The organism is Anabaena sp. UHCC 0204 (assembly GCF_009711975.1).
In the GTDB taxonomy this organism is placed as follows: Bacteria; Cyanobacteriota; Cyanobacteriia; order Cyanobacteriales; family Nostocaceae; genus Dolichospermum.
Map to the genome: position 1 here is coordinate 1 of NZ_VIKW01000028.1, position 25,131 is coordinate 25,131.

The 25,131-nt window shown below is 38.8% G+C and carries 15 protein-coding genes; 5 read left to right on the forward strand and 10 right to left on the reverse strand.

Annotated features, from left to right (window positions below):
• Window positions 1-317: 317 nt before the first annotated feature.
• A complete protein-coding gene (locus FJR04_RS19615; protein ID WP_168497881.1) occupies window positions 318-1,094 on the forward strand; it encodes a class II aldolase/adducin family protein in 777 nt (258 codons plus the stop codon).
• Here FJR04_RS19615 and FJR04_RS19620 read toward each other — a convergent pair.
• A complete protein-coding gene (locus FJR04_RS19620; RefSeq protein ID WP_254445325.1) occupies window positions 1,036-2,112 on the reverse strand; it encodes an SGNH/GDSL hydrolase family protein in 1,077 nt (358 codons plus the stop codon). The genes FJR04_RS19615 and FJR04_RS19620 overlap by 59 nt on opposite strands.
• 40 nt (window positions 2,113-2,152) lie before the next feature.
• The gene (mnmA, locus tag FJR04_RS19625) at window positions 2,153-3,208 is read right to left on the reverse strand and encodes a tRNA 2-thiouridine(34) synthase MnmA (RefSeq protein WP_168497885.1); all 1,056 of its coding nucleotides are present in this window, start codon (window positions 3,206-3,208) and stop codon (window positions 2,153-2,155) included.
• 210 nt (window positions 3,209-3,418) lie between these two features.
• Between mnmA and FJR04_RS19630 the strand changes: the two genes are divergently transcribed.
• Window positions 3,419-4,189 (forward strand): hypothetical protein, encoded by a 771-nt coding sequence (locus FJR04_RS19630; RefSeq protein ID WP_168497888.1) that lies wholly within the window; start codon window positions 3,419-3,421, stop codon window positions 4,187-4,189.
• 30 nt (window positions 4,190-4,219) lie between these two features.
• Window positions 4,220-5,740, forward strand: coding sequence for an NAD(P)H-hydrate dehydratase (locus FJR04_RS19635; RefSeq protein ID WP_168497890.1), 1,521 nt, complete (start codon window positions 4,220-4,222; stop codon window positions 5,738-5,740).
• A 43-nt stretch (window positions 5,741-5,783) separates the two neighbouring features.
• On the opposite strand, the gene FJR04_RS19640 is transcribed toward FJR04_RS19635, so the two are convergent.
• The 6 genes from FJR04_RS19640 to FJR04_RS19665 form a co-directional block, all read right to left on the reverse strand.
• Window positions 5,784-6,662: a fructosamine kinase family protein gene (locus tag FJR04_RS19640; RefSeq protein ID WP_174763562.1), complete on the reverse strand. Its 879-nt coding sequence runs from the start codon at window positions 6,660-6,662 to the stop codon at window positions 5,784-5,786.
• Between the two features lie 75 nt (window positions 6,663-6,737).
• Window positions 6,738-8,015 carry a pitrilysin family protein gene (locus tag FJR04_RS19645; protein WP_168497892.1) on the reverse strand — a complete coding sequence of 426 codons (1,278 nt, stop codon included), beginning with the start codon at window positions 8,013-8,015 and terminating at the stop codon, window positions 6,738-6,740.
• Between the two features lie 651 nt (window positions 8,016-8,666).
• A complete protein-coding gene (locus tag FJR04_RS19650; RefSeq protein ID WP_168497895.1) occupies window positions 8,667-8,978 on the reverse strand; it encodes an RNA-binding protein in 312 nt (103 codons plus the stop codon).
• A gap of 264 nt (window positions 8,979-9,242) precedes the next feature.
• A complete protein-coding gene (locus tag FJR04_RS19655) occupies window positions 9,243-9,785 on the reverse strand; it encodes a phycobiliprotein lyase (RefSeq protein ID WP_168497897.1) in 543 nt (180 codons plus the stop codon).
• Between the two features lie 270 nt (window positions 9,786-10,055).
• Entirely contained in the window at window positions 10,056-13,058 is a 3,003-nt protein-coding gene (locus FJR04_RS19660) for a response regulator (protein WP_168497899.1), read from the reverse strand.
• A 251-nt stretch (window positions 13,059-13,309) separates the two neighbouring features.
• Window positions 13,310-15,409 carry a prolyl oligopeptidase family protein gene (locus FJR04_RS19665; RefSeq protein ID WP_168497902.1) on the reverse strand — a complete coding sequence of 700 codons (2,100 nt, stop codon included), beginning with the start codon at window positions 15,407-15,409 and terminating at the stop codon, window positions 13,310-13,312.
• A gap of 144 nt (window positions 15,410-15,553) precedes the next feature.
• Here FJR04_RS19665 and FJR04_RS26285 point away from each other — a divergent pair, with 144 nt between their 5' ends.
• Both FJR04_RS26285 and FJR04_RS19670 read left to right on the forward strand, forming a co-directional pair.
• A complete protein-coding gene (locus FJR04_RS26285) occupies window positions 15,554-15,883 on the forward strand; it encodes a tetratricopeptide repeat protein (protein ID WP_254445326.1) in 330 nt (109 codons plus the stop codon).
• Window positions 15,884-17,068 carry a tetratricopeptide repeat protein gene (locus tag FJR04_RS19670; RefSeq protein WP_254445327.1) on the forward strand — a complete coding sequence of 395 codons (1,185 nt, stop codon included), beginning with the start codon at window positions 15,884-15,886 and terminating at the stop codon, window positions 17,066-17,068.
• A gap of 213 nt (window positions 17,069-17,281) precedes the next feature.
• Here FJR04_RS19670 and FJR04_RS19675 read toward each other — a convergent pair whose 3' ends face one another.
• Together FJR04_RS19675 and FJR04_RS19680 are read right to left on the reverse strand one after the other, a co-directional pair.
• On the reverse strand, window positions 17,282-22,078 hold the full coding sequence (locus tag FJR04_RS19675; RefSeq protein WP_168497933.1) for a response regulator: 4,797 nt from the start codon (window positions 22,076-22,078) through the stop codon (window positions 17,282-17,284).
• 117 nt (window positions 22,079-22,195) lie between these two features.
• Window positions 22,196-25,129, reverse strand: coding sequence for a methyl-accepting chemotaxis protein (locus tag FJR04_RS19680; RefSeq protein ID WP_168497904.1), 2,934 nt, complete (start codon window positions 25,127-25,129; stop codon window positions 22,196-22,198).
• Window positions 25,130-25,131 lie beyond the last annotated feature (2 nt).

Below are 25,131 nucleotides of genomic sequence, written 5' to 3' on the forward strand. Positions count from 1 at the left end.
AAAACTTATTGGTACTTCGCGCTCCCAATTCCACTAATTTTAAGGTAAGTGTAGAGGAGTGGGAACAAGTGCAAAAATTAATTCAGGAAACTTAGGAAATAACAAAAATAAAAAATCTTGTTACCAAAACTGTTACGAAAGAGTTTTTATCTTGCTGATACTCTATGATGATAGGGAGTTAAACTCCTCACACCATACTAAAAACCGTGAAATGTAATATTTTGCGGTTTTTTCTTTGTTTATTTGGGTTATTTTACAAAATAACCTATAATTTTAAACTTGTTATCTGCTAAAAATATTCTCTACAAAAGCTATATATGACAGAAAAACCGATAGAAAAGCCAAATAGTCCCCAAATTCCCACATTTACTTCGATTACCGAAGAGAGATTACATCGTCAACAGCGACTAGCAGCAGCATTACGGCTATTTTCCCGATTTGGATTTGATGAAGGTGTCGCTGGACACATTACAGCCCGTGACCCAGAAAATCCTGAACATTTTTGGGTAAATCCCTTTGGAATGCACTTTGGTTTAATTCGAGTCAGTGATCTAATATTAGTTAATCAGCAAGGTGATGTAATTTACGGTAGTCGTCCAGTAAATCGCGCTGCTTTTGCTATTCATTCTCAAGTTCATGCAGCCCGTCCTGACGTGGTAGCCGCAGCCCACGCCCATTCTATCTATGGTAAAAGCTGGTCTAGTCTTGGCCGTCTCCTTGACCCTCTAACCCAAGATGCTTGTAGTTTTTACGAAGACCATAGTATATTTACTGATTATACGGGGGTTGTTCTTGACCCTGAACAAGGAAAGCGCATTGCTCAAACTCTGGGAAAAAATAAAGCCGTTATTCTCAAAAATCACGGCTTACTGACAGTAGGTAATACTATTGATGAGGCTGTTTGGTGGTTTATCACAATGGAGCGTTCTTGTCAAGCCCAATTGTTAGCGGAAGCAGCGGGAACACCTAGCCCGATTAAACCGGAATATGCCAAGATAGCTCATGATCAAGTTGGTTCTCATGAACTGGGTTGGTTTAGCTTTCAACCTTTGTATGAGATGATTGTCCAGCAAGAACCAGATTTGTTGAATTAAGGGTTTTCCGTTTACGTTTGATAACTCCTGTTGCACCTAAAGCAGCCATTCCTAGTAGACTCAAGGTAGTTGGAGGTTCAGGAATCATTGCTCGTGCTGATTCGGCAACTATATCATGAGCAGCAGTTGTGGGATGCAAGTTATCCCAAAATAAATATTTATCGGGATTAGAACACATAGTTTCTTCAACAATGTTTAAACAAGCATCAGTTACATTTGTGAAACCGAATGTTGTTGGTGATGCTATAATCTGACTGACAACAGAATTAACATCGAAAATTTTGATATTGAGGTTTGGTTTTTCTTGATTCAAACCATTGATAGTTTGACTCAATTTGGAATTATGAAATGCAGTTAAAGAGTTGAGACTATTAGCTAGAGGAGTCTTGTTATTAGCAGGAATATCTCCTAAGTTAGGTAAATTAGCTATTAAGAAGTTTTTAGCACCGACAACAGAGAGAGATAATATTGCATTTTCTAAATTGCTAACTGCATTATTAATTGTTTGTCCAATAAGGGCATTATTGGTAAAATCTGGAATACTCAAATAATCATTAGCCCCCGCTGATATTATGTAAAGGGCATTTTTATCCGCTTTGGGGTTAAGTCCTGCAAAACCTTGAATTTGCTGAGTTAGTCCTGGTAGATTAGGTAATTGTGGAAATTGTGGGTATGCAGCGTTTATATTATTGGTGTCACCTGTAGTAGCACCACCAAATGCGAAATTGTTGAGTTTTTTACCTAATCCTAAATCATCTGCTAGAGATTCCGTCCAGACAGGTCCATTGGAAAAACGTCCTGGAAAGTAGGGAAATGGGGGAAAAGTGCCACCAGAGACGGTAAAGACATTACTATTGTCAACAAGGCTGTCACCGAAAACATAAACTTGACTAATTGCGGAAGCTTTTGCAGGTAGCATGAAAGAGAAGAGAACAAACCCTGCTGTTACAAGTTGTTTTTTCATACGGATTTTTGGAGATGCCCCAGTACATTTACCATGATATGCTTTACAACTCATAACACAGGTTGGGATTTAGTGCGTAGGAATACGACTAAATTTAATTAAATTGTTCAATGATTCCTCCACCTAATACGTAATCTCCGTCGTACCAAACCGCAGCTTGTCCAGGTGTGATGCTGAATTGGGGTTCATCAAATACTAAACGCACACGGGAATCTTCTAAGGGAATTACTGTCACGGGTACGGGTTGAGAACGATAACGAATTTGGACTTCGGCGCGAATGGGGGTAATAGGTTCAGCTATGGAAACCCAATTGATCCGATTTACTGTACATTCTGATTGAGTTCCTTTGGTGCGATCGCCTACAATTACCCTGTTATTAGCTGCATCTAGTTCAATCACATACAAGGGTTCAGCCGCCGCAATTCCTAAGCCTTTTCGCTGACCAATAGTGTAATGATGGACACCATCATGTTGTCCCAACACTTTACCAGTTGCATCAACAATATCACCGGGTTTGGGAGCTAAATATTTATCTAAAAATGCCCGCATTGAGCCGTTACTTTCTACTAAGCATAAATCTTGACTTTCCGGTTTATCGGCGGTTTTCAAATTGTATTCACTGGCAATTCTGCGAGTATCAGTTTTATTTAGTTCACCGAGGGGAAAAATGGAAGCCCCTAATAATTCTTGAGACAAGTCATAGAGAAAATAAGATTGATCTTTGTTGCGGTCAACGGCTCGTAACAATTGGTAACGATTAGTAGCGTCATCGTAGCGAATTTGGGCATAATGACCTGTAGCGATGCGATCGCATTCCAATTTTTCCCGTGCATACTGCACCATTGGACCAAACTTCACCGTCTTGTTACATTGAGAACAAGGCAACGGTGTAATTCCCACACTATAACCAGTTACTAAAAAATCAACAATTTCTGTTTGAAAGACATCCCGAATATCAACAACTTCATGGGGAATACCCAATTGTTCACAAATATCAGCCGCGTCGATCATTCCTTCAGAGCAACATTGCCCTTTGCCTTTCATCAGCCAAAGGGTTAAACCAATTACATCATAGCCCTGATTATGCAGCATAGCGGCGGCTACGGAACTATCAACGCCACCAGAAAGACCAACGACAACTTTTTTCATAATTCACACTTTTTAAAGTGCTTGCGGCTTATTTTGGCGACAAAGCAGTTTTTTATTTTACCACAAGGTGCGAGACTGTCCAATTGTAGCATACCTACGAAATAGTTGTCTCCAGAATTTACCTTGGAGGAGTTTGAATATATAACCGTAATTTTCAATTTACTGATTACAATAATATCTAGTAAAAACACAAAAAAGCTGGTTACAAATATGCCTACTTTAAGAGTTAGTCAGGTTGCTACTGTATCTGTATTTTCCTTACTTATCAGTGGATCTTGGGGTTTGATGTCTGAATATAGTCAAGTGCAAGCACAAATACCCAACAATAGTCTATTCTTAGCACAAGTGGTGCAGCCATATATCTATGAGATTCCCACCAGTCAGCAGTCATTACCACTGGTACAACCAATGCAACCAGTAGAATATAATAATCCAAATAACCAAAATTTTGAACGCTATTTTGTCTATGTTGATAGTAGTGATTCCCAAACCTTGCAGCGAGTTAAGCAAATAGAAAGTAGTGCCTATATCCGCAATTATGAGGGACGTAAAATTATTCAATCTGGCGTTTTCAATGGACAAGTAAATGCTCTAAGACGAGTGAGAGAATTAGAATCACAAGGTATTTATGGCGCTCGTATTGTTAACTCTTCTAATGGAGAAGTAAGAGTTAATAATTCTACGCAGGTAGCTTCTTATAATCCTTATGAATATAATCAGCAATCCTCTCCAATTAATAATCAACAGGTAAGAGGAAAATTCTATTATGTAGTTATTCCCAATCATACTAATAATTTAGTTGCTTTGGGTACAGAAATTCGGCAAAAAGTAAACAGCAATATTAATGTATTTAGGAGAAATCAACCACGAGGAGCGCATATAGCTGTAGGACCATTTAGCGATCGCTCTGAAGCAGAACAATGGAATAGCTATTTAAAGAATTCAGGTTATGGTAATGCGAGGATTTATTATGGAAGATAAGGTAATAGGTAATAGAGTAAAATTTTCCTAATGACTAAAGAACAATTTGTTGTTACCGCAGCCCAAATGCGGGAGATTGAAGCCCGGATATTTATTGCGGGAATGCCTGTAGCTGCTTTAATGGAAAAGGTAGCGGGATTAGTTTCCCAACGGTTACAGGCTATTATTTCTCAAAAGCAAAGTGTGGGAATTTTAGTTGGTCCCGGTCATAATGGTGGAGATGCTTTAGTAGTAGCTCGTGAATTGCATTTTCGCGGTTATGAAGTTTGGATTTATCAACCTTTTTCTAAGTTAAAAGAATTAACTTCACAACACTTTCAATATATTCAAAGTTTGGGAATTCCTTGTTATCAAGATATTTCCGAATTACCAAATTGTGATTTTTTAATAGATGGTTTATTTGGTTTTGGTTTAGAAAGAGAAATAACTGATTCTATTGCTGCTGCAATTAATCATTTTAATGCCAAAAATCAGCCCATTATTAGTATTGATATACCTTCAGGTTTACATACAGATACAGGAGAAGTTTTAGGAACAGCTATTCAGGCTAATTATACATTTTGTTTAGGTTTGTGGAAACAAGGTTTATTGCAAGAACAAGCATTAGCTTATGTTGGTAAAGCTGAATTAATTGATTTTGATATTCCCTTAGCAGATATTCATGCTGTTTTAGGTGATATTCCCCAAATAAAACGCATTACTCAAACAACAGCATTATCTACTTTACCTTTACCCCGTCCCCTAATTACTCACAAATATAAACAAGGACATTTATTATTAATTTGTGGTTCAAAACGTTACGCAGGTGGAGCAATTTTAACAGGTTTGGGTGCGCGGGCTTCTGGTGTGGGAATGCTATCAATTGCTGTACCAGAATCTCTAAAGATGTTGTTAGTTTCCCATTTACCAGAAGCCTTAATTATTGGTTGTCCCGAAACGGAAACAGGAGCAATTTCTCATTTACAATTACCGGAAAATACAGATTTAAATTCATTTACTACAATTGCTTGCGGACCTGGTTTAACTAAAGATAATATTTCTATTATTCCTGAAATGATTAAATGTGAATGTCCTCTAGTTCTTGATGCTGATGCTTTAAATATTTTGGCACAATTGGGAACTATCCCTACCTTAAAACAGCGCAAATCAACCACAATTCTCACACCTCATACTGGAGAATTTAAACGGTTATTTCCCAATATTGAATATACAGATAGAGTTAAAGCAGTACAAACAGCAGCCCAAGAAAGTGGGGCTGTAGTCCTATTAAAAGGGGCAAGAACGGCTATATCTAATCCTCAAGGTGGTGTTTGGATAAATCCCGAAAGTACCCCAGCTTTAGCCCGTGGTGGCAGTGGTGATGTGTTAACTGGCTTATTGGGTGGATTATTAGCGCAAGTTAATAATCCAGAAATTGCTATAGAAGATATCGTTGCAACTGCGGTTTGGTGGCATTCTCAAGGTGGAATTTTAGCAGCACAAGCAAGAACAGAATTAGGAGTTGATGCTTTTACACTGACACAATATTTACTGCAAGTTCTGGATAAATGAGCTAGTTTTTTGCACGCAGAGACGCAGAGTCGCAGAGAGGAATTTAAGAGTTAGATTTAGTTAAAATTTTCTCAATCATGCGATTTGCTTGAGAACCATAACTACCACCAAATAAGTTAAAATGATTCAAAACGTGATATAGATTATATAGGATTTTTCTGTTTTCATATCCTGTATCTAAGGGAAATATTTCTTCGTAACCTTGATAGAAAGTTGGCGGAAAACCGCCAAATAATTCTGTCATGGCAATATCAACTTCTCTATCTCCAAAATATGTTGCTGGATCAAAAATTACTGGTTCGTTTTCAACTGTAAAACCTGCATTTCCTCCCCATAAATCTCCATGTACTAATGAGGGTTGGACTTGATGATTTGCTAATAATTCAGGAATAGCTGTTAATAATTTATCTTCTAAAGGAAAATTGCCACCACGTCTTTTTGCTAATTTAAATTGATAACCTAAACGGTGTTGAGTATAAAATTCAATCCAAGAGTTAGATAAATTGTTGATTTGGGGTGTAGAACCGATGGTATTGTTCATATCCCAACCAAAACCTTGATTACTGGTTATTTTGTGCATGGCTGCTAATTTGCGCCCCATTTCTTGCCATGATTTGTTATTACCAGTTGTCATTTCTAGCCATTCCAGAACAATGTAGCTAGAATTGCCTGTAGTTCCCCAACAAAGGGGTTTGGGAACGCGGATAGTTCCTGTGGTATACATTTGTTGTAAACCTAACATTTCTGCGGCAAACATCTCCGCTTTGGTAGCTTGGTTGAGTTTAACAAAGTAAGTCAATTTACCATCACTAACAGCATACCCTTGGTTAATACATCCACCACTGATAGATAAATGCTGCTGGCTTAAAAATTTTTCGCCAGTAATCTGGCTAATATGGGTATCAATTTCAGTCCAAATCATGGTTTGTCAGTTGTTAGTGGTCAGTTGTCAGTTGATGGTTGTACAACTGACTAATAAGAGGAAACCCCCCGTCTACTAGGCTGGTTTGATAATAACTACAGCGTAAGCATCTGGAGAAAGATAGTATGCAGCAGCTTGCATTAAATCAGTTGCTTCTTGTGCTTGAATATATTGGGGATAATTAAATGCTGGTTCTAAGTTACCAATTAATGACTGATAATAACCATACAACCCCGCGCGATCGCTTGGTGTTTCATTCCCAAATATAAACCGATTGGCTACTCGTTGTCGAACACGAGCAATTTCTGATTCTTTGACTAATTCTGTTTGTAATGTGCGAAGATGTTGAGCGATCGCTTCTTCTACAGCAGCTAAATTTTCTACATCACATTTGGCGGAAATCGAAAATACACCTTGCAACACATTATTCATATTACTCACAGAAATTGAAGATACTAATCCCCGTTCTTCCCGTAAATCCTGCACCAATCTCGATGTTCTTCCATGTCCTAAAATTCCAGCTACAACATCAAGTGCATAAGTTTCATTTAATTCCATCAATCCAGGAACTCGCCAAATCATCACTAATCTTGCTTGTTGGAGAGTTTCATCAACAAATTCTCGGCGCACAACTTCTGTAAATGCTGGTTCAGGAATTACTGTTGTTTGCGTTAACTTGCTTGTTGTTTGTTGATGATTTTTATTAAATTCCTCGGCGATAATTTCTACTAATTCTTCTACTGGTAAATTACCCACAGCTACTGCTGTGATTGACTGAGGCTGATACCAATGAGCATGAAAGTCTCGCATTTGTTGCGGTTTAACTTGAGAAATAACTGCTTCTGGTCCTAGTACAGCACGACGATAGGGTAAGGTATCAAAAGCGGTTTCCATAATGTGACGATAAATACGTCTTCTGGGGTTATCTTCAGAACGTCTAATTTCTTCTAAAACTACTAACCGTTCTCTCTCAAAAGCATCATCAGGAATACTAGGATTACAGACAACATCTATTTGTAATGGTGCTAATTCTGCAAAATCTTTAGGAGCAGTTGTGGTATAATAGTGAGTATAATCTTGGCTGGTAGCAGCATTAGTTACCGCACCGCGCTCTTCAATCCGGCGTTCAAATTCACCACTAATTAGTTTCTCTGTGCCTTTAAAAATCATGTGTTCTAAGAAGTGAGCCATGCCATTGATAGCATCTGACTCCATGGCTGAACCTGTTTTTACCCATAAGTTGAGATTAACCGCGTCTATGGGCATTTGTTCGGCGATAATGGTTAAACCGTTGGGTAAACGGTGCAGCGTGGGAGCATTCAGGAGTGGAAATTTCAGCAGAGTTGATGTCATTGGTGGTGAGTGAAGAGCTATGTTACTTCTTCTATCTTACAACTCTCTTGATGGTGTAAACCTTGTAGAGACTTATTAGCTAAAAATTGTTGTATATAGTAAGTCTTATTATTTGAATTTTCTGTAACTATTCAAATGTAATCTTTTTTTCAGTATTTTTTTATTTGGTATACTCTGAATTTTATTTCAGCATTAATATGATCAAAAATTTAAATAAGTAGTAGTGCAAAATAAATTGAACATTTTAAAAATCCCTAAACCAATCAATTTTGTAGGGGCAAACCCCCTGTGGTTGCCCCAAATACCGGGGTAGGCACAGGGGCGCTACCCCTACATTAAATCCAAATCTTTTATATAATTAATTTTACCTGCCTACTTATAGTTGTCAAAGAAATTCAACAAAACCCTTATTAATAAACTTGAATAGCCCTAAAATTTTTGATGTTCAAAGAGTGCAAGGTTTTTGATAGATTAAGTAAAGTAAAAATATCTTGAGATGATTTGGTAGTAAGGGCTTCAGCCCTTAAATTAGGACTAAAGTCCTGACTACAAACCCAAAAAAAATTACCTATCCCGCGAACGGAATAAGTAATTTTTATTATTTAGCATTGATATAGCTAGAGTCTTTTAGCTATATCCTGCTTAGTAGCTTTAGTAACGACCACCGCCGCCACGATTACCACCGCCACGATTACCACCACCGCCAAAAGAACCTCTATCTTCTTTAGGCTTTGCTTGGTTCACTTTGAGGTCACGACCCATCCATTCAGCACCGTCAAGGGCTTCAATGGCAGCCGCTTCTTCAGCTTCAGTACCCATTTCCACAAAACCGAAGCCGCGCAAGCGACCTGTCTCACGGTCTGTAGGAAGTTGAACACGCTTTACAGAACCGTATTCTGCAAAAACTGCGCTCAGGGTATCTTGTGTAACTTCATAAGAGAGGTTACCTACGTAAATTGACATAGAATGTCTCCAAAATCATAAGAGTGTAGAGATTTAGATTTCGGAGGGAAGTCTGTATATACCAAAAGCGAAAACCTGCCAATACTAACAACAAACACCGTCACCGAATTAATTCCCATGCCCTGATTATGGCACAAGAAATTGTAATTGTGGGCATGAGTCCAAAAACGTTATAAAAAGTTATATTTGTTTAGCGATCGCTCTCACAAATGACATGAACACAAATCTCGAAATCCTTGTCCCCTGCACCTCTAGCCCCTAAATCTAAGCCTCAATGCGCTTTTCCAGATATTGACCAATCATCAATTGCTCACCTGCACGGGATATAATGCTCTGTCTGGTGCGATATTTACTACCAATAAATTTGATTTCTTCCTCAAATACTGAATTATTGTATTCAGTTCGCAAACACAGAGTTTGTGGATTCGGTAAATAATAATCAGCGGTAACTGGCTTAGAAGTGGCAAAACCGCGATCTCTATACAAAATATTACCCAAAGCCCCAAACAGAGTTAAACCTTGAGATTCTTGTCTAGGGTTAATCTTATTGGTACTTTGCCAAGACACACAAGCACCACAGGTCAAACTCTCCAAATCTATTAAATCATGGATTTGGGCTAGTGTTTGTAATTCCTCACACCCCTGTTCTAAAAATCGGATGGTGATTAAACTCTCCATTTCCTTTGTTTCGCCACGGGGTAGGGTATAGTAACGCCGTTCAGAATGCCATTGACCTACGGATTCTTGAAAGAACTCTGCAATCTGCTGTTCATCAGCGGTTTGAATCAGTTTGAGCGATGTTGTCACTGTTTACTGTCCTCATGTATCTATAAATTGTTGCTTGATTGCCGCTATCTTTCCGTGTCATCTGTTACCAGGTCATGGTAAAAAATCTGGCTTTATCTGATATGGCGATAAAATGCAATTATTATTTACTATTCTTAATATACAAGTGAATCCAAGAAAAGATCAAGGGCGAAGTAAGCGTAAGGGCGAAGCATTCGGACGATCAATTATCGGTTTTTTCCCAAGTTTATTTTCCGAATGCTTCGCCCCTACATGGGAAAAAACCGATAATCAATTACCCGACATAGCTATTAGTTGGGCTACGGCTGTAGCTAAAGCTTGTGGTTGTACGGGTTTGGATAAGTGCATTTGAAAACCCGCAGCCAGAGCCTTGCGTTGGTTGAATTCACCAGCATAGGCAGTCAGAGCGATCGCTGGAATTTTGCTAACATCATCTATGATGCCACTTCTAATTTGTTGTAAGAGTTCATAGCCATTCATTTGGGGCATCCCAATATCGCTAATTAAAATATCTGGTTTTATATGTCTGAGCATTTCTAAAGCAGTTAATGAAGATGATGCGGTGAAAACTTCGGCGTTATACATTTTCAAAACGAAAGCAACCAAATGCAGCAAATCAGCATCATCATCTACGACTAAAACCTTAATATTGCTTAAATCTGAAGATATATTTTGTTGATGGTTGTCGGAGGCAGTCTCAGAGGAAGTCGTCATCAGTGGTAGTCTAACGGTGAAAGTAGCGCCCTGTCCCAGTCCAGGACTATCAGCTTTAATAGTTCCACCATGCAGTTCTGCTAAATTGCGGACAATTGCCAATCCCAACCCCAGTCCACCAAATTCTCTGGTAGTTGAACTGTCTTCTTGACGGAAGTAATCAAATATATGGGGTAAAAATGTTGGGTTGATACCTTTACCTGTATCACTGACAGTGATTTGAGCATCAGAGTCAATCCGTTCTAGCCTAATTTCTATGCGTCCACCCTGAGATGTAAATTTGACAGCGTTAGATAAGAGATTCCAAACGATTTGTTGTAGACGAACTGGATCACCTGCAACTAAACCAATATTTGGTTCAATCATAGTTTGAATCTGAATTTCTTTGCTTTGGGCTGCTAAATTGAGTATTTCTTCAACTGCGGAAATTGTCGTAGCTAGATTAACTGTAGAAATATTTAAAATACCTTTACCCCGGAGAATCCGGGACATCTCTAGTAAATCATCAATTAAATTAACCTGTAAATTGGCATTGCGCTCAATAATGCTGATAGCTTCAGCGGTTTTGGCTGGGTCTAACTTCCCTTTCCCCAATAAACTAGACCAACCCAGGATGGAGTTGAGAGGTGTTCGTAATTCGTGGGATAGAATCGCTAAAAATTCATCTTTGATGCGGTTAGCAGTTTCCGCGTGTTTCCGAGCAGCTTTTTCTTGTTCTAAGAGATGATTGCGCTCAATCAGTGCTGCTTGCTGTTTACTGATGTCATGGGAGCAGCCAATTAGACAAATAATCTTACCATGCTCGTCTCGCATCACTGAAAGCCGCAAGTTGACATAGATGATCTCTCCTGATTTTGATCGGCAGGGCATTACCTCTATCTCATGGCGACCTTTTGCTAAGAGGGGGGCGATTATATCTGTATAGAGTTGAATGGGATAGACTGGATCTGTATATACAATAGTGATATTTTGCCCAATCATTTCCGTAGCAGTATAGCCGTAATATTTCTCAGCGCCGAAATTCCAACTTTGAATGATGCCATTAATATCCATAGTAATGACAGCATCGTGAATTTCTTCGAGAATTTGGGCTTGGAATTTTAAAATAGATTCTGCTTGCTTGCGTTTAGTTTCATTCAGCTTGGCTTGAGTAATATCCCGTCCTTCTGGAATTAGCATCACTACTTCTCCAGCATCATTTTTCAGCGGTCGTAATGAGAAATCAAGGGTGAGGATTTGATGATCTGGTCCTAGCACATCTACTTCGTAGGAAATAAACTCACCTTGGGCAGCACGAGCGATCGCTTGCTTTAACTGTTCCTGAGTTTCCTGGGAATTTTGCCAACAATAAATTTCCCACATGGGACGGTTTACCAAATCTGCGAACTCCAAGCCAGTAAATTCTAAGGATGCTTGATTGAGTTCTAAAACATTCCCTTCTATGGAAAGTAGCCCTGTAAACTGAAATTTTTGATTGAAGATAGCCCGATATTTTCTCTCGCTGGCTGCTAGTTGGTGAGTGCGTTTCTGTACCTTTTGTTCTAGGGAGACATTCAAGTTTTGCAGATTTTGATAGAGTTCTGCTTGCTGAATGGCAACAGCAAGTTGTACTGAAAGTTGTTGCAGTAAATCGAGTTCATGGGTTTCCCATTGACGAGTGGTACTGCATTGATGAGCGATAAGCAATCCCCACAGGGTATGAGAAGAAGCATCAGCAGCGGATTGATCTGCCAATTCTTCAACCTGACAATCATCCTCTGTTTTTGTGTGCTGATACTTCAGCCGAATCGGCATCACCAAATTAGCCTTAACCTGAAATTGCTCTAGCAAGTTGATATGACAGGGTGTGAATCCCGCATTGTAGATATCAGCAATTGCTCGAATTTTGCCCCGATGATAAGCGGTCTGATTTTCCCAAAAGCAACTTTCTTGAATTTGCTTACCTAGAAAAGGTGTCCATTCAGGCAGAACGGACTCAGCGACTATTTCGCCATTCATCTCCGGGCAGAACTTGTATATCACTACCCGATCAGCCTTGAGAAATTCCCGCACTCCTTGGACAGCTACGGGTAAAATATCTTCTAAATGAATGAATTGATGAATGCGGAGAGCGATCGCTGCTAGTAATTTTTGTTGCTGCTCCTGCATCTGGATATTCTGGATCAAGCGGGTTTTCTCTAGCACCGCATGAATGGTACGACACAGCCCTTCAGGTGTTATTTTGTCTTTAACAATGTAATCTTGAACACCGAGCTTCATCGCTTGCACAGCAATCTTTTCGTCTCCTGTCCCTGTCAAAATAATCACAGGAATCTGAAGATTACCAAATTGCAACTGCAACTGATGAAGAAATTCCAACCCATTCATATCTTGCAATTGATAGTCTAACAGGATCAAATCTGGCTGATTTGTCTCTAGTTTGGTTAATCCTTCTAATCCTGATTTAGCCTCAATAATCTGATATGTAGCCAGCTTATCTTTACTTAAAAATTGAGTATATAATAACCTATCTACTAGGGAATCTTCTAAAAATAGGATTGAATAATTAGTTACTACCATAGTTAATTTTAAAGATTTATTTATTGTTTCAGTGATGAAGCAAAAGCCGCATTTATAGCAATTACCATTGTGAGGTACAAGCGGTAAAAATTAACCGCAGATAAACGCAGATTTTTTGTACCTCATTAGATGAGGAAACGCTATACAGCAGGAGTAAGGGCGTAAGGGCGAAGCATTCGGAAAATAAACTTGGGAAAAAACCGATAATTTGTCACCCGAATGCTTCGCCCCTACAGGCTTTGTTTCAATTGTTAATTAACCCCCAATACTTTTACCACAAAACCCCACTTATCTGCTGCTTCTTCAATAATTTTAGCTGTTGGTTTACCTGCACCATGTCCGGCTTTTGTTTCAATTCTAATTAGTACAGGAGCATCACCACCATGATTTTCCTGTAAAGCCGCAGCAAATTTAAAACTGTGAGCAGGAACAACCCGATCATCATGATCTGCGGTAGTAATTAAAGTCGCTGGATAGGCTGTTCCCGGTTGCAAATTATGTAAAGGTGAATAGGCAGACAAAATTGCAAATTCTTCTGCATTTTCCGCTGAACCATATTCAGGAACCCAAGCCCAGCCAATGGTAAATTTATGGAAACGTAACATATCCATCACACCCACTGCGGGTAAAGCTGCACCAAATAAATCAGGGCGTTGTGTCATACAAGCTGCCACCAACAATCCTCCATTACTACCTCCAGCGATCGCTAATTTTGCAGGTTGAGTATAATTATTAGTAATTAACCATTCCGCAGCAGCAATAAAATCATCGAAAACATTTTGCTTTTTCTCCTTCATTCCTCCTTGATGCCATTCTTCTCCATATTCACCACCACCACGCAAATTAGGCACGGCATACACTCCCCCCATTTCTAGCCAGATTAACATACTTACTGAAAAATTTGGGGTTAAGGAAATATTAAAACCACCGTATCCATAAAGATAAGTGGGATTATTCCCATCTAGTTTAATCCCTTTTTTATAAGTAATAAACATGGGTATTTTTGTGCCATCTTTACTTTCATAAAAAACCTGTTTTGTCTCATATTCATCAGGATTAAAATCTACTTGAGGTTGCCGGAAAATTTCACTTTTACCAGTTTGCATATCATAACGGTAAATAGTCCCCGGCTTGGTAAAACTAGTGAAACTATAAAAGGTTTCTGTATCATGACGTTTACCTCCAAACCCATTAGCTGAACCAATTCCTGGTAATTCTACTTCTCGCACAAAGTTACCCTTTAGGTCAAATATTTTAACTTGACTATGGGCATCTTGGAGATAATCAGCCACAAATTGATGATTGAGAATACCAACACTTTCTAATGTTTCTACAGCTTGAGGAATAATTTCTTGCCAATTTTCTGGTTGGGGATTTTTAATATCAATGGCAATAACTTTACCTGTTGGTGCATTTAAATCTGTCCGAAAATAGAAAACACTATCGTCATTATCAATAAAGCTATAGTCTGCTTCAAATTCATTAATTAGTTCAATAACTTCAGCATCAGCATTTGTTATATCTTTGTAAAAAACCAAATTCTTAGAATCTGTTCCTAACCACACGGAAATAATCAGATATTTACCATCTTCTGTGACACTACCACCAAAACCCCATTCTTTTTGATCAGGACGATGGTAAACTAAAATATCTTCAGATTGAGATGTACCAAGTTTGTGATAATAAAGCTTTTGGTAATAATTAACATCTGTTTTGGAAAATTGCTCCTCTTGAGGAGACGCAGTTAATTTAGTTCTTTCATTCGGTTCATCATAACGACTATAGAAAAAACCTTGATGATCATGAGTCCAAGAAGCACCAGAAAATTTAATCCATTGTAAATGATCTTTTAAATCCTCGCTTGTGGTAATATCTCTAACTTTCCATTCTTGCCAATCAGAACCAGAACTAGATAAACCATAAGCTAAAAGTTGACCATTTTCACTGATAGAAATTCCGGAAAGAGCAACTGTACCATCTTCTGAAAGTTGATTAGGATCAAGTAAAACTCTCGGTTCTGAATCTAGAGTTGGGAGTGTGTAAAGGACACTTTGGTTTTGGAGTCCATCATTTTTGAAATAAAAATAATTTTCACCTTCTTTAAAAGGAGTCCCATATTTTTCATAATCCCAAAGTTTGGTCAGTCGCTGTTTAATTTTTTCCCTAGCAGGAATTGCGTTTAAATAGCTAAAAGTCACTTGATTTTGCGCTTCAATCCAAGCTTGAGTTTCTTCTGTATCCGGGTCTTCTAAAGCCCGGTAAGGGTCGGCAATCTTAGTTCCGTGATAATTATCTATTTGATTACTTTTGCTAATGGTGGGATAGGTAAGGGCTTTTTTAATGTCAGACATAACTTAAAGATAAATAAGATTGTTATATCTATACTAATATCTGATTGCTGCTTGTTGCATGGTATAGGAAGTTAAATTGGGAAAAATTATTTGCTACACTGATATACGGTATCAAACTGAATTCAATTAAAAAATTAAAAAAATATGAACTTACGTTTAACTGTGGCAATTATTTTGCTCACATTAGGTTCTCCCTATTGTGTTTTTTATCTTTCCGAACAGGTAATTGCTCAAGCACCAACACCAACATCTGAAGAAAAAATCATTGAAGCCGTTTATTTGAATAATCAAGGTGAAGCTTTAATCTATAAAGATATAATTGGTTTAGATGATTTGCAAGCAGGGCTAAAATTATTTCAAGAATCCTTAGCCATTTTCCAAAAATACGGTGCTAAGGGGGGTGAAGGTAATAGTCTTGTGAATATTGGTTATGTGTATCTTCGCAAAGGAGAATATTTAAAAGCGATAGAATAATTGCAATCAGCTTTAGCTATTCAGAAGGCGACAAAAAACCGTCAAAATGAATGGATACCTCTTGTTTATCTGGGTGAAGTTTATGTAAGTTTGGGTAACTATCCCCAGGCTTTAGAGTTTTATCAACCAGCTTTAAATATTATTAGGGAACTCAAAGCCACTAACCCCAAAAATGCTAATGATTTTGTTACAGAGGAAAAAAATATCCTCACAGAAATTGGTGCTGTTTATTTTCGATTAGGACAATATCAAAAATCTCTTGATTACTATCAACAAAATCTAGCAATTGAAAAAGCAGCTAATAATAGAATTAGTGCCGCTCAAACTCTCAATAATATGGGTGTAATTTATGTAAATTTGGGTAACTATGCTCAGGCTCTTGCTACTTATGAAGAGGCATTAACTACTGTTCAAGATTACTGCTATAAAGAAAAATTAACTTGTTTTTATGGTACAGAAGCCGCAATTTTAAATAATTTGTCAACTACTTATTTTAGTTTAGGTCAATATCCCAAATCTTTAGAACTGGCGGAAAAATCTGCAACTATTTACCAAAAATTCCGTACTGGTGAATATCAGGGAACAACTACAAAAGAGATCAAATTACTTTACAATGCGCTCGGTGAAAATTCCCAAGCCTTACAACAAATTCCTACTCGTGCTAATGTTGGTGATGCTTTTGGTAAAGACTCTTTTCAGTTCCAAGGTGAAGCCCTAAATCTCAATAATATCGGGCAAATTTACTTTAGTTTGGGAAAATATGACCAAGCATTAAGTTTATATCAACAAGCTTTAAATATCTACAAAGAAAATAAATATAAACTAGGAATAGGTGTCACGCTGAACAATATTGCCCGGATTAATCATAATTTCAGTAAATATGAGCAAGCCATAGTTTTAAATCAACAAGCTTTAGTTAATTATCAAGAAGTAGGCGATCGCACTGGAGAAGGTATAACTATTAGTAGTATAGGACGAACTTACCATAAACAAAGTCAATATGACAAGGCTTTGGGGTTTTATCAGCAAGCTTTAATGAATGGGTTTTATACGGAATTAAAAGCAGGAAATACGACAAAATCTGAGGCTTTACAAAAAGCACAAATTGCCCTAATAAGAAGTAATGATGGATTTAGCCATCCCTATTATTGGGCTGCTTTTGTTTTGATTGGGAATGGATTATGAGTAAAAATTGACAATTATGTAAGGGCGAAGCATTCGGAAAATAAACTTGGGAAAAAACCGATAATTTATCGCCCGAATGCTGATGCTTCCAGCACGCTCCGCGAACGCCCCTACATGGAAAAAACCGATAATTTATCGTCCGAATGCTTCTCCCCTACAACTCTTTCTTTTACCTGTCACCTGTCACCTGTCACCTGTCACCTTCTTCTAGCTCTAAATACTCAGAAGTTTTTCTCCTTTCAACATTCGAGAAGCTGCTTCTAAAAGTGCTTCTTCTAAATAAGGTTTAGTAAAGTAGCCACTAGCGCCTAGTTGTACAGCCATTTGTCTATGTTTGTCTGCACCACGGGAGGTAAGCATGGCAATAGGTAAGTGGTTAAGAGTATTATCTTTCTGAATGCGGGATAGTAACTCTAGCCCATCACAACGGGGCATTTCAATGTCACAGAAGACAATATCACAGGGTAAACCAGAACGCAGTTTATCCCAAGCTTCTTGGCCATCACGGGCTTGTTCAACACGATAACCGGCTTTATTAAAGGTAAGGGATAGTAGTTCTCGAACTGTGATCGAGTCATCAACGATTAACACAGTTGTTTCCACCTTATCAACGGTAGGAAGATCCAGCGCAGGAGAACGTGGTTGTTGCCAATTGCCAACAATGTTCTTAGACATCTTACCTTGGAAGATATCAACAATTTCTAGGACATCGGCAATGGGCATAATCATGCCATCACCAAGAACTGTAGCACCAGCTACACCACTCGGTTTAGGTGCTGGTCCTTCAAATTGTTTAATTACAATTTCTTGTTCACTCAAAACCTGATCAATCTGTAAGGCAATCATTGTACTACCTGAGCGGACAACGACTACAGATACCATGTCATCATCTCTATTAGCGCCATAGACGTTACCACGGGTCAACTGACGATTGAAAACCAGGATGTCTTTTAATGGTTTATAGGGGAGCATGGTATCCCGCCACACAATAAATGATTGTCCATTAGCATCTTTTTGAACATTTCTGGCGGGGATATCTAGGGTATCTTCGACACCATCCATGGGGAAAGCGATTCTAGTCCGATCTGAGATGCAGAATAGGGCTTTACAAATACTTAGGGTTAGTGGTAGCCGAATGGTAAAACTAGTTCCTTTCCCTAAAATTGAGTCAGTGCCAACTGTACCGCGAATTTCGCTGATATCGTTTTGAACTACGTTCATTCCCACACCTCTACCTTTGATATCATCCACTTCATCAGCGGTGCTAAAACTAGGGAGGAACAGGAGTTCATAGATATCTGGGCGAGTCATGGTTTTCGCCTGTTCAGGGGTGATAATACCCTTCTTGATCGCTTTGTTTTTAACTTTTTCATGATCGATACCTGCGCCGTCGTCACTGACAGAAATTACGGTTTGATTTCCTTGTTGTAAGGCGCGAATGCTGATGATTCCTGTGGGTGATTTACCTGCGGCTTGGCGCACTGCTGGGGTTTCAATTCCGTGAGCGATCGCATTATTGACCATGTGAGTCAAAGGATCTGTGAGATGATCTAATATCATCTTGTCAATTAAGGTGTCTAAACCTTCTGTCACTAAGTCTACTTGTTTACCATACTTAATGGCATTGTCTCGTACCCCCCGACGCAAGCGATCAATAGCTTGGGTAAAGGGGACCATTCGCGCTTTTGTGAGTCCTTCTTGTAACTGTCCTGTTGCTTGACGCAGTTGGCGGGCTACCTGTTCTGTTTCTTCGGTAACAAAGTCAATATCACTCGCTGATTCTCTGACTCTAACAATAAATTCAATCATTTCTTGCGCCAGGATATGGAATGGTGTAAACCGATCCATTTCGATTTCGCTAAACCCACGATCATGGGAATTTCCCGATGAGCTACTATTATCTCTGGAGCGGCGACTGGCTAGAAGTGAGGCTTCTAAGAGCGATCGCTCATAGTATTCCTGCATTCTCGCTCCTACATCAGAAAGATGCTGTACCTGAACTAGCAAGTTATCTAATGACTGTCGTAAACGTTCATGATCCTGCTCTAAGGTATTTCTATTTACTACCAATTCCCCAACTAAGTTACTCATATCATCCAGTTGTTTAACTGGAATTTTCATGGTTTCTTCTCTGAGGGTGCGCCGAGTAGTTGGACGTGGTATTTTGCTGCTAGAAGTTTTCGCTGATGTTGCTAATGTGCTAGACATTGTTTGATCAGCTTGTGCTAACAAATCTTCTAACTCACTAAATTCATCTTCTAATCTGGATATAGAAGTTGTCGCCGGTTGATTAATGATCGGTGGCTGTTGGAATACCTGTGGAACTGTGCTTGGTTCTACATTTTCACCTAGCAATGCTTCTAAGGCTGCAAAATCTTCGTCTTGAATTGATACCTGATTAGCATTTTCTTCTGGTTGCTCTAATAGAGCTTCTATTTCTGCAAATTCATCTAATTCTGGTTGCTCTAATAGGGTTTCTATTTCTGCAAATTCATCTAATTCTGGTTGCTCTAATAGGGTTTCTATTTCTGCAAATTCATCTAATTCTGGTTGCTCTAATAGAGTTTCTATTTCTGCAAATTCATCTAATTCTGGTTGCTCTAATAGAGTTTCTATTTCTGCAAATTCATCTAATTCTGTAGTTGCTAATTCTGGAGTTTCTGGGGACAAATTTGACTCTGATTCTAACTCAAAATCAGCAAACGCCGCCCCAAAATCTAACCCAGTTTCCTCCTCAGTTAAAGTAGCCGATACATCATTATCAACAAGGTTTTCGGGAGTGAAAGTTATTTCCTCTGCAAACAAAGATAAATTCTCATTACTGTTTTCTTCCCCAGTCTCAAACAGGAGAGGCTGCTGGGTAAATTCGGGAATTGAATCTAACTCTTCTGGTGCTTGAGAAAAACCATTAATTCCTGATTCCGCCAATTCCCTAGATTCGATGATAGGAAGATGATTCGCGGTAGCATCAACAACATCACCAAATAGATTATCTACTGCTGCTGGGCGATCGCTATCATCATCAGTAGTAAAGAATAGATCCAAAGATTGTTCTTGCTCTTGGAAAATCAGATCAAAATCTTCTCCCCCTAGACTATTATTACTTGCTGGCTGGGAATTAGTAACCTTTTCTACCGATGCAGTAAATAAACTTTCTTCTAACTCTTTAGCTATATCTTGATTAACTGGAGTAGTTGTTTCTGGTTGTGATATATCTACATCACCCCAGAAGTTATCTAGATCGTTGATTGAATTAGAAATATTAGTAATTGTTTCTTCTGTTCCAAACAAATCATCAAATTCATTTGTCAGGAGTGGAGTATTTTCTTCTACTTCTGTAAATAGATTATCTAAAGATAAACTTTCTGGAGTTGATGGTTTTGTTGCTGATTTTTTAGCTGGTGTCGGCGTAATTTCAGCCAAGAGATTAGCATCTTCATTTATGCTAGATTGAGACGAAAATAAACTATCAAAACTGGTTGCAGATTCATTAGATATTTCCGTGGGAGTTTCTGGTTCTGCAATTGTTAATGATAATTCTTCTAGCTGTTCATCAGCATTAATATTTGTTAATTGTGTTATTTCATCATGCTGACGGGATTCTCTAGAAATAGCGATTAATTCTGTCAATACTTCATCTGAAGGAAATTTTAGCTCTGTTTCTGTTTCTAGAATATTATTCGGTACTACAGATGAAGTATCAACTAATTCTAATGGCGTAGCTGAATCGGTATTGTCTATTTCTAATAGATTGTCATCAAACAGGAAATTTAAATCTTCTGCATTTTGGGGAGTTACTTCATGTTGTTCTGCATCTGCAAAGAAGAGTAAATCATCTAAATCATAGTTATTATTATCAGTCTCACTATCATTAATTGACAATTGATAGTTATTAATATCGTCTAATATTTCCACCTGTTGCCAATTATCATCCAGATCAGGTGTGTCACCTTCAAATAAATCAGCAAGGGTATTTAACTCAGAAATTCCTACCTCTGGACCATTGTGAGCAATATTATTGTCATTTAGAATAACTGGGTGATCATGATTTAATAAAGGTTTATCAGTAAATCCATGAGTATTAATAACATTTACTGGTGTTGCTGGTTCTAAATCTGGTTCTGTTTCCTCAAATTCTAAAAACTCTAGTTCGGGAAGAGCAAATAGTGTTTCTAATTGTTGACTAATAGTGATTTCTGCTGCTCTATTTTGGAGGACTAACTCTTGAGCCTGTTTAATTTCCGTGATCACTATCTTAGCTAAAGTTAGATAACTATTATTGGGATTGGAGATAGCTAGTCCCGCCGATTCACATAAATTGCACCAATTTGATAAATTTAAGTTTCTACCAATTTGGACTAATTGACGACAGCAGTTTTGGAGATTGTCACGGGAAGAAGATAAGCCAGTTTGTTTAAACAGTTGCAGCATTTCCCGCAGGATTTGTAATACCTGACTTTGAAATTCAGTCCAATCCTGATTTTGTCTGATGGTGACGGGTGATGGCTGTGGCTGTACAGGTAAGGGTATATCTAGTTGTAGATGGGTTACAGGTGTATCTTCAGGACTCGTGAACCCAGTATTGCCTGCTTGGACTAGTTTTTCTATATGCTCATTTAGGCATTCCATCGCTGGTTCAGTTTTCGACATCAGCGCCTGGGCTTTTTCCTCCGATAAACCAAATGGATTACCCAGATGATCTATCAGTGCTTTTAAGGTATCACAGACATCTAGAAGTAAAGATTCTAACCTCTGATCCACTTGAACTGGATGATCTTTCAGGATTTTGAAACAATCTTCGAGACGGTGGGATGTGTGTTGAATACTACTCAGACCAAGCATCGCCGCACCACCCTTGATGGAGTGGGCGGCGCGGAAGACTTCATTAATCATTTCTGAATCGTTCAGGGTACTTTGGAGATTAAGTAATCCCTGTTCGATGGTGTTCAGGTGTTCTCTGGCTTCTTCGAGAAAGTAACCTAAAATCCGTTGTTGTTGTTCCGGCTGCATAGTCATAAGTTAATTCAGGTAAAAGGTAAAAGAAAAGGCGCATAGCAAACCGAAAGGTAAAAGACTAGGCATAGAAGTATACAGGGATGTTTACTTTTGCCTTTTTACTTTTGCCTCTTACCTTGATTCGATGGTTTCTACTCGGAAGCGTTCCACAGAGGCAATCAAATCGCGGGATACTCCTACTAAATGTTGCAAAGCTCCAGAAACCCGCTGTGCTTCTTGAGATGTTTCTTGTGCTGTTAGTTCCACGGATTGCATTACTTGTGCCACCGCGCGGGAAGTTTCCGTTTGTTCTACAGTATCACTGGTAATTGAACGTACCAGAATATCAATGTGATCTGCTACTTGAATGATGTTATCGAGCGATCGCTTGGCTTCTTCAGCTAATTTTGTTTGATGAATTACCTGTTGTGTGCCTTCTTCCATCGCCATCATGACGGAGCTAGTCTCACTTTGAATTTGCATCACAATCTGCTCAATTTCTTTTAAGGATTTGGCGGATTTATCTGCTAACTGACGTACTTCATCAGCAACAATGGCAAACCCCCGTCCCGCTTCTCCTGCTCTGGCTGCCTCAATACTGGCGTTCAGTGCTAGTAAGTTGGTGCGGGACGCAATCTGCGAAACTAAGGCGACGATAGAGTTAATTTCTTGGGATGATTCTGCCAGCCTTTTCACTTTTCGGGTAGTTTCGGCTACTGTTTCCCGAATTTCCAAAATCCCCGCTACGGTATTTTCTACGGCTTCTCCTCCTTTTTGGGCAATTTGACTGGCATCGCGGGCTACAGATTCTGCTTCTCTGGCTGCTTCTGCTACCCGTTGGATAGAATCGGTCATTACCTGTACAGAATTCAAGGTGACAGCTAATTCTTCTGCTTGTCGTAAAGCATCCCCAGATAAGGCTCTAGCAAAGGTTTCTGAGTTGGTTGAACCTTTGGTAACATCCCGTGCCGCTACTTTTACCTGTTGAACAATATCCCGCAAGTTTTGAATTGTCAGGTTAAAGGCATCAGCTACTGCTCCGAGTACGTCGGCGGTCACTTCTGCTTGGACTGTCAAATCTCCTCTAGCTGCCCCTTCTACGTCGTCTAGAAGACGAATTACCTGACGTTGCAGGTTTTCTTTGGCTTCTTCTTGTTCAATGGCTTTACGTTGAGCTTCATTGGTAGTGGTAAAAATTACTCTTGCCATGTCGTTAAAGCCAGTGGCTAAGTAGCCTAATTCATCTTCTGAATAGACTGTCGCTTCGACGTTCAGATTCCCTTGACGCACTAAATCAAACTGAGTTTGCAGATCCTTGGTAGAACGGCGAATTTGTCTGAGGGTGAGATTACCCATGAACCCTGCGGTAGCTGCACCTGTAACTCCTGCGGCTAAGGCCATTAACCAACCTGTGTTTCTGACTGATTCTCGCTGTTGAGCCGGTGAGGCTAAAGTTGCTAGTGAGCTAACAAGAGCAACAATAACTGCTGATGCTAACCCGACAGTCCCAGCAATGTACCATTGTTTTTTGTCTAGGGAGGCGTTTTCAAAGACTCCAAATATCCCTTGTTCAAAGGATACGTTGGGTTCTATTTTGGCGACATCGGATTGAGTAAAGACGGGAACTACTTCTTGAGCGCCTGTAATTGTGAATAGTTCTTCATCGCGATCGCCTATGTCCTGATCCGATGAATCATCAATAAATTGATTTAACGAATTTCCCTGACTATCTAGGGCTTCTGAGAGAATACCCTCATCATGAAAACTATCATCTTCGGTGATGTCAAATCCTGGTATATCACCCAGATCATCAAATTCATCAAAGTCGTTTAAAAACTCTATATTATTCTTATTATTAGTGTCTCCACTTAAAATATTGCTGGTATCCTGGCTGGAAATAAAGGTTTCTGCACTAAATTCTCCTTCATCTTCTGCACCAAAAGCTGATTCAAAAGCATCTAAATCAAAACTATCATCATCAAAACTATTTTTCCCTGATGAAGCATTGACATTCAACTGCTGTTTAGGCGGGGCAGAATTGTTAGTTAGGCTGGCAGATATTGCTTCATGTTGATTTAGTTCTATCTCTGACATAGGTGCTATTTCTTCATCGGAAATCTTATTCACCCAACTATCTTGGCCACTTAGAGACAAGTCATCTTCCAGGCTATCTTGCCAATTATCTTCTATATTATTGTTGATTACCTGTTCGTTAATCTCTAAACCCTCATCTTTTTGGTTTGGGTTTATATCTCCAAAATCATCACCTATCAACTCTTCTATATCTTCTCCCATCAATATTTCCGGGGCATCTTCTTCTTCATAATTAGCTGATAATTTAGTTTCAGCAAAAGGTGAATAGCTATTAGCCCCATCACTTATGCCTAAATTTTCATTTTCTAAATTACTACTAATGCCAGCACTATTTTGACTAGAAGAAATCTCATCTTGCCAAAAAGGAGGTAATTCTAATTGATCTGATATCAGATTATTACTTAGGTGATTATCTTGGCTTCCCGAGTCTAAAGACAAGGCAAAAGGATCGTCACTCATCACACCACCCATATCTAATGAGGTGCTGTCAAAGTCCATACTCTCTAAATCACTTGTAAAAGGATTAGATAAAGACGGATTTTCTAGATTATCTAACTGTGGTTCGTAGTCTTCAAAGGACTTGAGTTCAAAACTGTGACTATTCAAATCCCCCATCACTCCCAAATCCAGTGATTCCTCATCTTTGACTACACCATTAGATGACGGTTCAGAGTCTTCATAATTGCCAAAAGGATGTGTATACTGATGGATCGCTGCTAAACAATCATTAGCTAAATTAATCAGTTCTTGTTCATCGGTCAATTTTAATACATTTTGATATTCATCTTTTGCTACTTCATATTCTTGCAAAACATAGTAAATATGCCCCCTTAACAAATGTGAGTCAGGGTCATTTGGTAAATTCTGCACTAACTGATCAATCAATGTGGCAGCAAATTCATAGTCCTGTTGTTCATAGGCTATTCTTGCTTGCTCATAAGTTGGATCGTGATCATCTATACGTGTTGCCATTT

What these genes read in the sequence shown, in the direction of transcription:
- FJR04_RS19645 (WP_168497892.1), bottom strand. Translation starts at nt 8,015, where the DNA reads ATGACATCAACTCTGCTGAAATTTCCACTCCTGAATGCTCCCACGCTG.
- FJR04_RS19650 (WP_168497895.1), bottom strand. Translation starts at nt 8,978, where the DNA reads ATGTCAATTTACGTAGGTAACCTCTCTTATGAAGTTACACAAGATACC.
- FJR04_RS19630 (WP_168497888.1), top strand. Translation starts at nt 3,419, where the DNA reads ATGCCTACTTTAAGAGTTAGTCAGGTTGCTACTGTATCTGTATTTTCC.
- FJR04_RS19635 (WP_168497890.1), top strand. Translation starts at nt 4,220, where the DNA reads ATGACTAAAGAACAATTTGTTGTTACCGCAGCCCAAATGCGGGAGATT.
- FJR04_RS26285 (WP_254445326.1), top strand. Translation starts at nt 15,554, where the DNA reads ATGAACTTACGTTTAACTGTGGCAATTATTTTGCTCACATTAGGTTCT.
- FJR04_RS19620 (WP_254445325.1), bottom strand. Translation starts at nt 2,112, where the DNA reads ATGAGTTGTAAAGCATATCATGGTAAATGTACTGGGGCATCTCCAAAA.
- FJR04_RS19615 (WP_168497881.1), top strand. Translation starts at nt 318, where the DNA reads ATGACAGAAAAACCGATAGAAAAGCCAAATAGTCCCCAAATTCCCACA.
- mnmA (WP_168497885.1), bottom strand. Translation starts at nt 3,208, where the DNA reads ATGAAAAAAGTTGTCGTTGGTCTTTCTGGTGGCGTTGATAGTTCCGTA.
- FJR04_RS19665 (WP_168497902.1), bottom strand. Translation starts at nt 15,409, where the DNA reads ATGTCTGACATTAAAAAAGCCCTTACCTATCCCACCATTAGCAAAAGT.
- FJR04_RS19640 (WP_174763562.1), bottom strand. Translation starts at nt 6,662, where the DNA reads ATGATTTGGACTGAAATTGATACCCATATTAGCCAGATTACTGGCGAA.
- FJR04_RS19680 (WP_168497904.1), bottom strand. Translation starts at nt 25,129, where the DNA reads ATGGCAACACGTATAGATGATCACGATCCAACTTATGAGCAAGCAAGA.
- FJR04_RS19660 (WP_168497899.1), bottom strand. Translation starts at nt 13,058, where the DNA reads ATGGTAGTAACTAATTATTCAATCCTATTTTTAGAAGATTCCCTAGTA.
- FJR04_RS19675 (WP_168497933.1), bottom strand. Translation starts at nt 22,078, where the DNA reads ATGCAGCCGGAACAACAACAACGGATTTTAGGTTACTTTCTCGAAGAA.